Here is a 12,357-nt window from a genome sequence, read left to right as displayed (position 1 = left end):
TGCCGATGACACAGCGTGCGGAGCTCGCGACCGTGATCGACCGGCTGGCCGTGGACGAGGTGGTCACCGCGTACGCCGTGGCGGTGGACGACGGCGACTGGCCGGCGTACCGACACCTGTTCACCCCGGACGGCCGCGCCGACTACCGCTCGGCCGGCGGCATCGAGGGCCCCGCGCCCGAGATCGCCGACTGGCTCGCCGAGAACCTCTCCCTGTTCACCATGCGCCAGCACCTGATCGTCAACCGCCAGGTCCGTTTCGGCATCCTGGACCACGACACCGGCGACACGGCCCGCGTCCGGGCCGCCTACTTCAACCCGATGCGCTTCACGACCGACGGCACCCCCACTCCGCCGGACCTGGTGTGCGGCGGTCGCTATGAGTTCGCGTTGCTGCGCACAGGGGAGGGCTGGCGGCTGCGCCAGGTGACGGTCGAGGAAGAATGGCGCCACCTCGCGGCCAAGGGCACTGCCACTCCCTGAGGCGCACCCCAGGCGCCCTGTTCTAGATCGCTCCCCCGGCGCACACTGGAAGTGCACGCAGGGTAGGGAGGGTCCACATGAGGACGATCGACCACTGGCTCACCTCCCCCTGGCGGCGCTCCGCCGTCGCCGCCCTCGCCGGTGCCCTGCCCGTGCTGGCCTTCCCCGCCCCTTCCCTCTGGTGGTTCGCCTACGTCGCCCTGGTTCCCTGGATCCTGCTGGCCCGCTCGGCACCGAGCGGCCGCCGCGCGGCGTACGACGGCTGGGGCGGCGGTTTCGGCTTCCTGATGGCCGTGCATCACTGGCTGCTGCCGAGCCTGCACGTGTTCATCTTCCTGATCGCCGCTCTGCTGGGCGCACTGTGGGCGCCCTGGGGCTGGCTGGTGCGCCGCTTCCTGGGCGGACAGCCCTCGCCGGGCCGGGGTGCCGCCGCGCTGCTGGTGCTGCCGTCGGCCTGGCTGATGGTGGAGCTGGTGCGGTCCTGGCAGGGCCTCGGCGGGCCATGGGGCATGCTGGGCGCCAGCCAGTGGCAGGTCTCCCCCGCGCTGCGGCTGGCCTCGGTCGGCGGGGTGTGGCTGCTCAGCTTCCTGATCGTGGCCGTGAACGTGGCGGCGGCCGTACTGACATCGGTGCGCGAGGCGCGTGTGCCGGCCGTGGCCTCACTGGTCGCCACGGCCGCCGCGACCTCGGCCGCGTGGGCCTGGGCGCCACGCCCGGAGGTGGACGGGCGGGTCCGGATCGCCGTCGTACAGCCGGGGATCATGGACGGTGGCGACAAGCGGTTCGACCGCGAGGAGCAGCTGACCCGGCAGCTCGCCGGGCAGCACCCCGACCTGGTCGTCTGGGGTGAGTCCAGCGTCGGCTTCGACCTGGGCGACCGGCCCGATCTGGCCCAGCGGGTCACCGCCCTGTCCCGCGCGGTCGGCGCCGATGTGCTGGTCAACGTGGACGCCCGCCGTTCCGACCGCCCCGGCATCTACAAGAGTTCGGTGCTGATCGGCCCGAACGGCCCGACGGACAGCCGGTACGACAAGATGCGGCTGGTCCCCTTCGGTGAGTACATACCGGCCCGCTCGCTGCTGGGCTGGGCCACCTCGGTCGGCAAGGCGGCCGGTGAGGACCGCAGGCGCGGTACCGAACAGGTCGTGATGAACGTCGGGCACGGGCTGCGGATCGGCCCGCTGATCTGCTTCGAGACCGCGTTCCCCGACATGAGCCGGCATCTGGCGGACGACGGCGCCGATGTGCTGCTCGGCCAGTCCGCCACCTCCACCTTCCAGGACAGCTGGGCACCGGAGCAGCACGCCTCGCTGGGCGCGCTGCGGGCCGCCGAGACCGGCCGCCCGATGGTGCACGCGACCCTCACCGGCGTCTCCGCCGTGTACGGGCCGAGCGGGCAGCGGCTCGGCCCGTGGCTCGGCACCGACGCGAGCACGGCCCGGGTGTACGACGTACCGCTGGCGCACGGCATCACGCCGTACGTCCGCTACGGCGACTGGCCGGTGGACGGCGCGCTGCTGGTGCTGGCCTCGCTGTGCGCGACGGAGGGCCTGAAGACGCTCAGGCCGCGCCGGCACGGTCCTGAACCGCTCGTACCACCCGCTCGCACAGTTCGTGAGTCGCCAGCGCGTCCCGGGCACTGAGCACCTTCCCGGCGCGCACGGCGTCGAGGAAGGCGAGGGCCGCCTGCTCGATGCCGCGCTGCCGGGGCACCGGCACCCAGTCGCCACGGCGGCGCACGGTCGGCTGGCCCTTGTGGTCGATCACCTCGGCGAGGTTGAGCACCTGGCGCTTGGTGTCCTGACCGGAGACCTCCAGGATCTCCTCGGTGGAGCCGCTGAGCCGGTTCATCACACCGAGCGCGGTGAACCCGTCGCCGGCGAGCTGGAGCACCACGTGGTGCAGCAGTCCGCCCTCGGTGCGGGCGCGTACCGTCACGTCGTCGACCGGGCCCGGCACCAGGAACCGCAGGGTGTCGACGACATGGATGAAGTCGTCCAGGATCATCGTGCGCGGTTCCTCGGGCAGCCCGACCCGGTTCTTCTGCATGAGGATCAGCTCGCGCGGATGGTCCAGGCACAGCGCGTACCCGGGGGCGTAGCGCCGGTTGAAACCGACGGACAACGAGACCCCGCGCTCCTCGGCGAGGCCCACCAGCCGTTCGGAGTCCGCGAGTTCGTAGGCGAGCGGCTTGTCGACGTACGTCGGTACGCCCGCCTCGAGCAGCCGGGTGACGATCTCGGGGTGGACGGCGGTCGGCGCGTGCACGAAGGCCGCGTCGAGCCTGGCGGCGAGCAGGGAGTCGAGCGTGGTGTGCCGCCGCTCGGCCGGCAGGTGCAGGCTGTCCGCCACCCGCTCGAGGGTGCCGGGCGTGCGGGTCTGCAGGTGGAGGTCGATCCCGGGCTGCGTGGCCAGCACCGGCAGGTACGCCTTCTGCGCGATGTCCCCGAGTCCGATGCAGCCGACCTTCACGTGTGCTCCCCTGCCTCGTGATTGCTTCTCCGGCAGCATACGGCGGCCGCCGGTCGCCGCCGACCCTCGGCCAGGGCGGGAACCAGGCCAGGTGGGGAGGGCAGGGGCGTGGTGATGTGGTGGACATCGCGCCGGAGCAGGTCCTCGGGGGCGGTGGCGGCGAGGACGGCGGGGATGGGGTCGTGTCGGTCGCCGAGCCGGCGCGGGAGTTCGGCCTTCTCGTCGTCGGGCGGCTGCGGTCTCGGCGTCGGCCCGGGGCAGCCGGGGCCCGCCCGGGGCACGCGGACCACCGTCGGCCGGCTGGTGTGCTCGTGCGCGGCGGGTTCGTTCGGCACCGCGACGCCCCGGTGAAAACCCCTGGTGGGACGGCACAAGGTCGGATGAGGATACGGGCATGACAACGGAACGCCATGAGCCCGACCAGACCGCCGGTGAGCGCGCCATGCTGGAGGGCTGGCTGGACTACCACCGCCAGACGCTGGCCGCGAAGTGCGAGGGGCTGACGGACGACCAGCTGCGCACCGCGTCAGTGCCGCCCTCCGAGCTGTCCCTCATGGGGCTGGTGCGCCACATGGCGGAGGTGGAGCGGGCCTGGTTCCGCAAGGTGCTGGTGGGCGACGACCCCGGGCCGATCTACTACACCGACGAGGACCAGGACGGCGACTTCCATGTCACCGAGGCCGACACCTGGCAGGAGGCGTACGCGACCTGGCAGGCGGAGATCGAGATCGCCCGGCGCAACGCGGCCGGCTTCGGACTCGACGATCTGTCCCGGGGGAAGAGCAGGTTCAGGGACACGCCGTTCAACCTGCGCTGGATCTACACCCACATGATCGAGGAATACGCGCGGCACAACGGCCACGCCGACCTCGTCCGTGAACGGATCGACGGCGCCACCGGCGACTGAACGTCACCCTTGGCACCCGGAAACCATCCGCACGGGGCACGAGATCACCCGTACGGGGGCATCAACCTCGGCTCCCTGGTGCCAACCCGGGCGCCGACCCAGCAGAGTTGCCCGGGTGCATCGAACGACCACCACCGCAGCGCTCCTGGTCACCGTGGCCGTCTCGGCCCTCTCCGGCTGTGTGTCGGTACAGCGCCCGGCGACACCGGCACCGCCGCCGGACACGGCCCCCACCCTGCCGACGGCACCCCGGCCGGACGGCAGCACGGAGCCCCGAGTGGTCCAGGCCCCGGCCCAGCAGGCCCTGGAGATGGTCGAGCCGGCCGAGCAGTCCCAGCCCCCGACGCCGATGGGCTCGCAGCACAGGGCCGAGGCCCCACCGGTGGTCGCACCCCGTCCGCCCGCTCCCCCGCACCACCACCGCGCCCACCCCGAGCACCACCACCGGCGAAAGCACACCGACGCCCCGGTCGTGTCGAACCCGGTCCCCAAGGCCCCGGACGTGTGTGCCCTGGGCAGGAGGTACGGCGGCTGGCGGGAAGACAGCCCGGAGGCGGAGATCTGCGAGCAGACGTACGGTCACTGAGACGCGCCCGCAGGGGCAGTGCTACTCCCCCAACTGCAACTCCAGCCGCCGGATGGCCGCCCGCACCCCCTTGCCGTACCCGTCGTCGGCCAGGGAACCCGCTGCCCGCAGAGCGGAGCGCAAGTGACTACGGGCGGCCTCCACACGCCCGAGCTTCACATAGTCGGCGGCCAGATTGAGATGCAGGGACGGCAGGAAGCCACCCGGCCCGTCAGCAAGCTCTTCGGCCGCCGACAACGCCCGCAGATCCCAAGCGAGTTCGTGCGAAGGATCGTCCTGTGTGTCGGCGAGATAGTGGGCGAGCGTGCACCGGTGCAGCGGATCCCCCGCCTCCCCGACCTCGCCCCACAGATCGAGGAGGCGGCTGCGCGCCTCCTCGCGGTCGCCCCCGTGATGCAGCATCACGACCTGCCCGATGCGCGTCAGCACGTCATCCAGTGCCACCTGCTCCTGCCGCTCCGCCACCGCGTCCTCCGGGCACTAGTCGACCGTCCGCTCCCGACGCTAACCGGCGGCACGGGCAATCCCGGGCAGGCGGCCCCGTACGACACGGGACCGCCCGCACGGCCGTCAGCCCTTCAGGTTCGGGATGGTCCAGTCGACCGGCTCGTGGCCCTGGCTCGCGATGCCCTCGTTGATCTGCGTGAACGGGCGCGAGCCGAAGAACTTCTTCGCGGACAGCGGCGAGGGGTGCGCGCCCTTGACCACCACGTGCCGCTGCTCGTCGATCAGCGGGAGCTTCTTCTGCGCGTAGTTGCCCCACAGGACGAAGACCGCCGGGTCGGGGCGGTCGGCGACCGCGCGGATGACCGCGTCCGTGAACTTCTCCCAGCCCTTGCCCTTGTGCGAGTTCGCCTCGCCCTGCCGGACGGTGAGGACCGCGTTGAGCAGCAGCACGCCCTGCTGGGCCCACGGCAGCAGATAGCCGTTGTCCGGGACCGGCAGGCCCAGCTCCGCGTTCATCTCCTTGTAGATGTTCCGCAGCGACGGCGGGGTCTTCACGCCCGGGCGGACCGAGAAGCACAGCCCGTGGCCCTGGCCCTCGCCGTGGTACGGGTCCTGGCCCAGGACGAGGACCTTGACCTTGTCGTACGGCGTGGCCTCCAGCGCGGCGAAGACCTGATCGCGCGGCGGGTAGACCGGGCCCTTCGCCCGCTCCTCCTCGACGAACTCGGTCAGCTCCTTGAAGTAGGGCTGCTGCAGCTCGTCGCCCAGAACCCCGCGCCAGGACTCGGGCAGCATGGCGATGTCGGTCACGTCAACGTCCTCATGTCGTGCGGTCACTTCCAGGCTTCAGAACCTACAGCCGACCACTGACAACAGGCACCCGAAGACCGGTTCACCAGCTGGTCTTGCGATGCAGCGTCCACATCATCATGATCGTCGACGGGTCGAGGGCCTGCTCGCCGCCGGAGACGTCCTCGCTGGCCGCGACGTACTGCCGGCCCTGCCACAGCGGGATCAGCCGGGCGTCGTTCACCATGATCTGCTGGGCCTGCTCCAGGTCCTTGACCGTCTGGGCGCGGTCGCTCTGCGCGCGCGAGTGCGGCAGCAGTCTGCCGGTGATCTCCGGGGACGAGTAGGGCGTGCCGAGCGCGTTGTGGTCGCCGACGAACGGGGCGATGAAGTTGTCGGCGTCGGGGAAGTCCGGGAACCAGCCGCGGCCGAACACCGGGTACTCGCCCTTCTGGTAGCCGACCACGAAGGTCTTCCAGGGGCGGCTCTGGAGCGTGATGGTGAACAGCCCGGAGGCCTCCAGCTGCCGCTTCAGCTCCTGGAACATCAGGGCCGTCTCGGAGCCGTAGCGGTCGGTGGTGTACCAGAGGGTGAGCGGGACGCGCTGGTGAATGCCCGCGTCGTCAAGGATCTTGCGGGCCTTGGGCACGCTCGGGTCGCCGAAGTCGTCGAAGAAGCCGGTGGTGTGGGCGGTCAGGCCCTTGGGGACCATCGAGTACAGCGGGTCGACGGTGTCCTTGTAGACCTTGTGCGCGATGGCGCCCCGGTCGACGATCTGGGCGACGGCCTTGCGGACGGCGGGCTCCTTGGCCCAGGGGTCCTGGGGGTTGAAGACCAGGTAGCTGATGTCGGTGCCGGCGCCGTCGACCAGCTGCAGGTTCGCGTTCCCGTGCTGCTGGAGGGCGAGGATGTCGTCGGCGGCGAGGCCGCGGTAGGTGACGTCGATCTGCTTGGTCCGCAGCGCCTTGACCATGCTGGCCGAGTCCTGGAAATAGCGGATGGTCACCGCGTCGTTCTGCCGGTCGGCGAAGCCCACGTAGTTGCCGTTGCTGGTCAGCACGGCCTGCTTGCCCTCGTCGTACGACCGGAGCCGGTACGGCCCGGAGCCGTTGACCTGCGCGTCCTTGCGCAGGGAGCGGGCCGGGTAGTCGTTCGGGTCGACGATGGACATCGCGGGGGTGGCCAGCACGAACGGGAACGTGGCGTCGGGCTGGTTGAGGTGGAAGACGACCTCGTGGTCGCCGAGCGCCTGCACCCGGTCCAGGCTGCCGAGCAGCCCGGCGGGGCCGCCGGGGGCGTCGATCGCGCGGATGCGGTCGATGGAGTACTTGACGGCGTTCGCGTTCAACGCGTCGCCGTCGGCGAACTTCAGGCCCGGACGCAGCTCACAGCGGTAGGTGCGGCTGCCGGAGTCGGTGAAGGCACAGCTCCTGGCGGCGTCGGGCTGGGGGCTGGTGGCACCGTTGGGGTAGGCGAGGAGCGTCTGGTAGATGTTCCGGTACAGCTCCCAGGAACCGTCCCAGGCGCCGGCCGGGTCCAGGGTGCTGGGCGCGCTGGTGGTTCCGACGACGATGGGGCCCTTGTTGTCGCCACCGCCGCTGGACATCAGCCCGCACCCACCGGCCGCCAGGGATATGGACGCGATCGCCGCGCCTGAACGCAGGAATCGTTTCCGGTTGAACACGCGCACGCTCCTCGATCCGCCGTACCAAGGGTCGGCAGACCATACCGCAGCGTTCGAGCCTCTGAACCTCCCCTGAAACAAGGGTTCTTGATCGAACTTTCGATGACGACGTTGTCAGTTCGCTGTGCGGATTCCCTGGGGCTTTCCGGGCGCCGATCCGTCCGAAAATCGGCGCCCGGAAGGTGGCTCAGCCCACGCCGGCGTTGAGGAAGATGCCGCCGTCCACGACGAGCGTCTGGCCGGTGATCCAGTCGGACTGCTCGGAGGTGAGGAAGGCCGCGGCCCCGCCGATGTCAGAGGGCACGCCGAGCCGGCCGAGCGGGTAGGCGGCGGCCGCCTCCTCCTCGCGGTTCTCGTACAGGGCCTGCGCGAACTTGGTCTTCACGACGGCCGGGGCGATCGCGTTGACCCGTGCCTTCGGCGCGAACTCGTGCGCCAGCTGCTGGGTCAGGTTGATCATCGCGGCCTTGCTGACGCCGTAGGCGCCGATGAACGGCGAGGGCGCGAGGCCCGCGACCGAGGCGATGTTGACGATCGAGCCGCCGTTGTCCTTCTGCCAGGCGTGCCAGGTCTTCTGGGCGAAGCCGAGCGCGGAGATCACGTTGGTCTCGAAGACCTTGCGGGCGACGTTCAGGTCGAGGTCCGCGATGGGCCCGAACACCGGGTTGGTGCCGGCGTTGTTGATCAGGAAGTCGAGGCGGCCGAAGGCCTCCATCGTGCGCTCGACGGCCTCGGCCTGGTGGTCGAGGTCGTGCGCCTTGCCGGCGACGCCGATGACCCGCTCGGCGCCGAGCTTCTCGACGGCCTCCTTGAGGGCGTCCTCGTTACGGCCGGTGATGCACACGCGGTCGCCGCGGGCGATCAGCGCCTCGGCGACGCCGTAGCCGATGCCTCGGCTCGCGCCCGTGACGAGGGCGACCTTGCCGGACAGCTCCGGGAGTTCAGTCATGTCGGTGTTTCCCCAGAATTCCCTAGTCGAGCGGTCCGCCGGCGACGTACAGCACCTGGCCGGAGACGAAGCCGGCCGCCTCGCCGGTGAAGAAGGCGATGGCGTTGGCGATGTCCTCGGGCTCGCCGACGCGCTGCACCGGGATGGCGCCCGCGGCGGCCTTCTTGAAGTCCTCGAAGTCCATCTTGACGCGGTCGGCGGTGGCCTTGGTCATCTCGGTGGCGATGAAGCCGGGGGCGACGGCGTTGGCGGTGATGCCGAACTTGCCGAGTTCGATGGCGAGGGTCTTGGTGAAGCCCTGCAGGCCGGCCTTGGCGGCGGAGTAGTTGGCCTGGCCGCGGTTGCCGAGCGCCGAGGACGAGGAGAGGTTGACCACGCGGCCGAAGCCGGCGTCGACCATGTGCTTCTGGACGGCCTTGGTCATCAGGAACGAGCCGCGCAGGTGGACGTTCAGGACGGTGTCCCAGTCGGAGACGCTCATCTTGAACAGCAGGTTGTCACGGAGCACGCCCGCGTTGTTGACCAGGATGGTCGGGGCGCCCAGCTCCTCGGCGACCCGGGCGACGGCCGCCTCGACCTGCGCCTCGTCGGACACGTCCGCGCCGACCGCGATCGCCCTGCCGCCCGCGGCGGTGATCTTCTCGACGGTGTCCTTGCAGGCGGCCTCGTCGAGATCGATCACGGCGACCGCGCGACCCTCGGCGGCCAGCCGTACGGCGGTGGCGGCGCCGATGCCGCGTGCCGCGCCGGTGACGATCGCGACCCGCTGTTCAGTGGTGGACATTGCTGCTTCTCCTCGCCCTTGAGAGAACCTGCGGCGCGGTGAGCGACCGCTTAGTACCTTCAGCACGGGTGACGCTAGAAGCCCTGGCACCCGGTGTCAACGGGACACCGGGTGCGTGTGATCCATTACCTCACCAGAAGGTCCAGCAGGCGCTCCGTTTCGGCCGCCGGGTCGGTGGTGAGTCCGGTGTGCACGGGTCCGGGCTGGACGATGGTGGAGCGGGGCGCGATCAGCCAGCGGTAACGGCGCCCCGCGTCGTCGCCGGCCGCCTGTCCGGCCTCCTCGCCGCCCGCGCAGTGCCGCTCGATCGCGCCGAGGGCGGCCCGCACCCCGGCCACGTCGGCTTCCGGGTCGAGGGCGAGCAGCCGGGCCTCGTCGAGATGGGTGCGGGCGCCGACGTAGGCCTTGGCCCGGCAGTAGACGACCACGCCCGCGTTGATGCACTCGCCGCGCTCCACGCGGGGTACGACCCTGAGCAGCGCGTACTCGAACACGTCCCGGTCGCCGCCCTGGCCGGCCCGGGTGATGTGCCGCTCGGTGACATGACCGGCCATGTGGATGTGGGTCTCGCTCACTTGGCCTCCTTCGAGCCGGAGCCGGTGCCGGTGATGCGGTCGTGGACGACGGCAGCCCGCGCGAGCAGCGGCCGCGCGTAGGCCCGGCGCAGGGCGTCCGGGGTGTCGAAGCCGGGCTCGTCGGCGAGCCAGGCGTCCGGGACCTCGGCGGTGACCTCGGCGAGCAGGTCCTCGGTGATGCGGGGCGCGAGGTCGGCCGCGGCGCCGGCGACGTCCGGGGCGAAGCGGGCGAGGGCGTGGTCGGAGGCGTCGTACGGGCGGGCCGCGGAGGCCTCGGCGGAGGGCCAGTTGTGGTGCCAGATCATCGTCGCGCCGTGGTCGATGAGCCACAGCTCGCCGCGGTGCACCAGGAGGTTGGGGTTGCGCCAGGACCGGTCCACGTTGTTGATCAGCGCGTCGAACCAGACGATCCGGCCCGCCTCCTCGGGGCTCACCGGGAAGGCGAGCGGGTCGTAGCCGAGGGCGCCGGAGAGGAAGTCCATGCCGAGGTTGACGCCACCGCTGGACCTGAGCAGCTCCTGCACCTGCTGCTCGGGCTCGCCGAGTCCGAGGACGGCGTCCAGCTGGATCGTGACCAGCCGGGGCATCCGGAATCCGAGGCGCCGGGCGAGTTCGCCGCACACCACCTCGGCGACCAGGGTCTTGCGGCCCTGTCCGGCGCCGGTGAACTTGATGACGTAGGTCCCGAAGTCGTCGGCCTCGACGAGCCCCGGCAGCGAGCCGCCCTCACGCAGCGGCGTGATGTAGCGGGTCGCGGTGACTTCCTTGAGCATCGCCCCAGGTTACTGGCGCACGGCCGACAGCTTGCCGACAGCTGTGGCTTACGGCCGTCTCATGCCCCGGCGGCAAGGATCTGGGTGCCCGTCTGAACGGGTGGTGCCCGAGCACCGTACCCCTGGACGGATCACGAGAAGCTCCGCGGAAGGGAAACCCACCATGAGCAGCGCATCGCCCCAGCCCACCGCCGGCCCGGCCCGCCGTACGGTCGTGGCGGCGGCCGGAGCGGCGGGGCTCGCCGCCACGCTGGCCGCCTGCGGTTCGGGCGACAACTCGTCCGACACGGTCACCACCGGATCCGGCACCTCCGGCTCGACCGGCGGCACCGGTACGACGGGAACGACCGGCTCCGGCGGAGCGTCGGCGTCCTCCGGGGCGTCGGAGAACGGCGGCGGCACCGCGCTCGCCAAGACCACCGACATCCCCGAGGGCGGCGGCAAGATCTTCAAGGACCAGGGCGTGGTCGTGACCCAGCCGACGAAGGGCGCGTACAAGGCCTTCTCGGCCACGTGCACCCACCAGGGGTGCACGGTGGGCAGCGTGGCGAACGGCGTGATCGTCTGCCCGTGCCACCAGAGCCACTTCTCCGCCGCGGACGGCAGTGTGAAGCAGGGTCCGGCGACCCAGCCGCTGCCCGCCAAGAACATCGCCGTCTCCGGCGGGAACATCACCCTGGCCTGAGCCGCCTCAGCCGCGCCTGCGCGGCCGGGTGAGGCAGCCGAGCACCTCGTCGGTGGTCGCGACCGTGGCGACCAGCGCGAGGGTGTGCCGGATCATCGCGGGGGTGTACTCGGCGGGTACCCCCGCGACGGCGTCGGCCGGGACGACGACCTCGTAGCCGAGGTTGACCGCGTCGAACACCGCGTTGGGTATCGCCACGTTGGCGGAGACCCCGGTGACGACCAGTGTGCGGCAGCCGAGATTGCGCAGCAGGGCGTCGACGCCGGTGCCGTGGAGCGGGGACAGCCCGTGCAGCCGCCGTACGACGAGGTCCTCCTCGGTGACCTCGATCGGCGGCGCGACCCGGACGGCGGTGCTGCCGGCCAGCTGCCGCACGGCAAGCCGCTCGGCGGCCCGGAACAGGCGGGCGTTGCGGCTCGCGCCCCGGCCGTCCGGGCGGCGCTCGGCGATCGCGTGGATCACCTGGACCCCGCCCTCGTGCGCGGCGGCGACCAGCCGGGCGACATTGCTCAGGGCACCGGAGGAGCGGGCCTCACGGGCGAGTTCGGGCAGCGCGCTGTCCGGCCCGACGACCCCCTGCTGGCACTCCACGGTGAGCAGGACGGTGCGCGCGGGGTCGAGGAGTTCGCGGAGCTGTTCGTACGACGGCATACCCATTTCCTTTTCTGACGTGATGTCAGAGGATCGCCGGGACACGATAGTTCGCCGACATGACGTGGGAGAAGAGGGGGTCGCATGACCGTGACCGAGCAGCGCCGGGGCCGCAAGATCATGATGACGCCCGGCGAGCTGGACGAGTTTCTGACCACCCAGCGCACCTGCCGGGTCGCGACCGTGTCGGCCGACGGCGCACCGCACGTCAGCGCGTTGTGGTTCGCCTGGGACGGCACCTCGCTGTGGCTGTACTCGGTGGTGCGCAGCAGGCGCTGGACCCAGCTGCGCCGGAATCCGCACGTGGCCGTCGTGGTCGACTCGGGCGAGGAGTACGACCAGTTGCGCGGGGTCGAGCTGTCCGGCCGGGTGGAGTTCGTGGGCGAGGTGCCGCGCACCGGTGAGCTGTGCGCCGAACTCGACACGGCGGAGACGCTGTTCGCCCGGAAGAACTTCGGCCTGGACGAGATGCCGCACGACGGCCGGCACGCCTGGGCCCGGCTGACCCCGGAGAAGACCGTCTCCTGGGACTTCCGGAAACTGGGCGGGGCGTAGGCCCTGCCGTCAGACTCC

15 protein-coding genes are annotated in these 12,357 nt (G+C 71.2%); 6 read left to right on the top strand and 9 right to left on the bottom strand.

From position 1 onward, the window contains the following. The first annotated feature begins 5 nt into the window (after window positions 1-5). Both ACH47Z_RS31400 and lnt read left to right on the top strand, forming a co-directional pair. Entirely contained in the window at window positions 6-482 is a 477-nt protein-coding gene (locus ACH47Z_RS31400) for a nuclear transport factor 2 family protein (protein WP_399079688.1), read from the top strand. A 77-nt stretch (window positions 483-559) separates the two neighbouring features. After that, a complete protein-coding gene (lnt, locus tag ACH47Z_RS31395) occupies window positions 560-2,125 on the top strand; it encodes an apolipoprotein N-acyltransferase (RefSeq protein WP_399079686.1) in 1,566 nt (521 codons plus the stop codon). On the opposite strand, the gene ACH47Z_RS31390 is transcribed toward lnt, so the two are convergent. Beyond that, complete coding sequence (locus ACH47Z_RS31390) at window positions 2,043-2,954, bottom strand: Gfo/Idh/MocA family protein (RefSeq protein ID WP_399079683.1); 912 nt, start codon at window positions 2,952-2,954, stop codon at window positions 2,043-2,045. The two genes, lnt and ACH47Z_RS31390, sit on opposite strands and share 83 nt — an antisense overlap. A 394-nt stretch (window positions 2,955-3,348) precedes the next feature. Here ACH47Z_RS31390 and ACH47Z_RS31385 point away from each other — a divergent pair, with 394 nt between their 5' ends. After that, window positions 3,349-3,861 (top strand): DinB family protein, encoded by a 513-nt coding sequence (locus ACH47Z_RS31385; RefSeq protein WP_399079681.1) that lies wholly within the window; start codon window positions 3,349-3,351, stop codon window positions 3,859-3,861. Between the two features lie 115 nt (window positions 3,862-3,976). Then, window positions 3,977-4,447, top strand: a complete 471-nt coding sequence (locus ACH47Z_RS31380; protein ID WP_399079679.1) for a hypothetical protein — start codon at window positions 3,977-3,979, stop codon at window positions 4,445-4,447. 21 nt (window positions 4,448-4,468) lie between these two features. Here ACH47Z_RS31380 and ACH47Z_RS31375 read toward each other — a convergent pair whose 3' ends face one another. From ACH47Z_RS31375 to ACH47Z_RS31345, 7 genes are all read right to left on the bottom strand, one after another. Then, window positions 4,469-4,912, bottom strand: a complete 444-nt coding sequence (locus ACH47Z_RS31375; protein ID WP_399079677.1) for a hypothetical protein — start codon at window positions 4,910-4,912, stop codon at window positions 4,469-4,471. Window positions 4,913-5,017: 105 nt separating this feature from the next. After that, a complete protein-coding gene (gene ung / locus ACH47Z_RS31370) occupies window positions 5,018-5,704 on the bottom strand; it encodes a uracil-DNA glycosylase (RefSeq protein WP_399079675.1) in 687 nt (228 codons plus the stop codon). 82 nt (window positions 5,705-5,786) lie between these two features. Continuing rightward, a complete protein-coding gene (locus ACH47Z_RS31365) occupies window positions 5,787-7,367 on the bottom strand; it encodes an ABC transporter substrate-binding protein (RefSeq protein WP_399079673.1) in 1,581 nt (526 codons plus the stop codon). 187 nt (window positions 7,368-7,554) lie between these two features. Further along, entirely contained in the window at window positions 7,555-8,316 is a 762-nt protein-coding gene (locus ACH47Z_RS31360; protein WP_399079671.1) for an SDR family oxidoreductase, read from the bottom strand. Window positions 8,317-8,338: 22 nt separating this feature from the next. Continuing rightward, on the bottom strand, window positions 8,339-9,100 hold the full coding sequence (fabG, locus tag ACH47Z_RS31355) for a 3-oxoacyl-ACP reductase FabG (protein WP_399079669.1): 762 nt from the start codon (window positions 9,098-9,100) through the stop codon (window positions 8,339-8,341). A gap of 125 nt (window positions 9,101-9,225) precedes the next feature. After that, window positions 9,226-9,675 carry a DUF3037 domain-containing protein gene (locus ACH47Z_RS31350; RefSeq protein ID WP_399079667.1) on the bottom strand — a complete coding sequence of 150 codons (450 nt, stop codon included), beginning with the start codon at window positions 9,673-9,675 and terminating at the stop codon, window positions 9,226-9,228. Beyond that, on the bottom strand, window positions 9,672-10,448 hold the full coding sequence (locus tag ACH47Z_RS31345) for a HipA family kinase (RefSeq protein WP_399079665.1): 777 nt from the start codon (window positions 10,446-10,448) through the stop codon (window positions 9,672-9,674). The genes ACH47Z_RS31350 and ACH47Z_RS31345 overlap by 4 nt, the downstream gene beginning before the upstream one ends. Window positions 10,449-10,611: 163 nt before the next feature. Here ACH47Z_RS31345 and ACH47Z_RS31340 point away from each other — a divergent pair, with 163 nt between their 5' ends. Continuing rightward, a complete protein-coding gene (locus ACH47Z_RS31340) occupies window positions 10,612-11,133 on the top strand; it encodes a Rieske (2Fe-2S) protein (protein WP_399079663.1) in 522 nt (173 codons plus the stop codon). Window positions 11,134-11,139: 6 nt separating this feature from the next. On the opposite strand, the gene ACH47Z_RS31335 is transcribed toward ACH47Z_RS31340, so the two are convergent. After that, window positions 11,140-11,784 (bottom strand): cysteine hydrolase, encoded by a 645-nt coding sequence (locus ACH47Z_RS31335; protein ID WP_399079660.1) that lies wholly within the window; start codon window positions 11,782-11,784, stop codon window positions 11,140-11,142. 84 nt (window positions 11,785-11,868) lie between these two features. Between ACH47Z_RS31335 and ACH47Z_RS31330 the strand changes: the two genes are divergently transcribed. Continuing rightward, the gene (locus ACH47Z_RS31330) at window positions 11,869-12,339 is read left to right on the top strand and encodes a pyridoxamine 5'-phosphate oxidase family protein (RefSeq protein ID WP_399079658.1); all 471 of its coding nucleotides are present in this window, start codon (window positions 11,869-11,871) and stop codon (window positions 12,337-12,339) included. Window positions 12,340-12,357 lie beyond the last annotated feature (18 nt).

Source organism: Streptomyces sp. NPDC020192, assembly GCF_044388685.1.
Taxonomy (GTDB): Bacteria; Actinomycetota; Actinomycetes; order Streptomycetales; family Streptomycetaceae; genus Streptomyces.
This window is presented reverse-complemented; position numbering and strand designations above follow the sequence as displayed.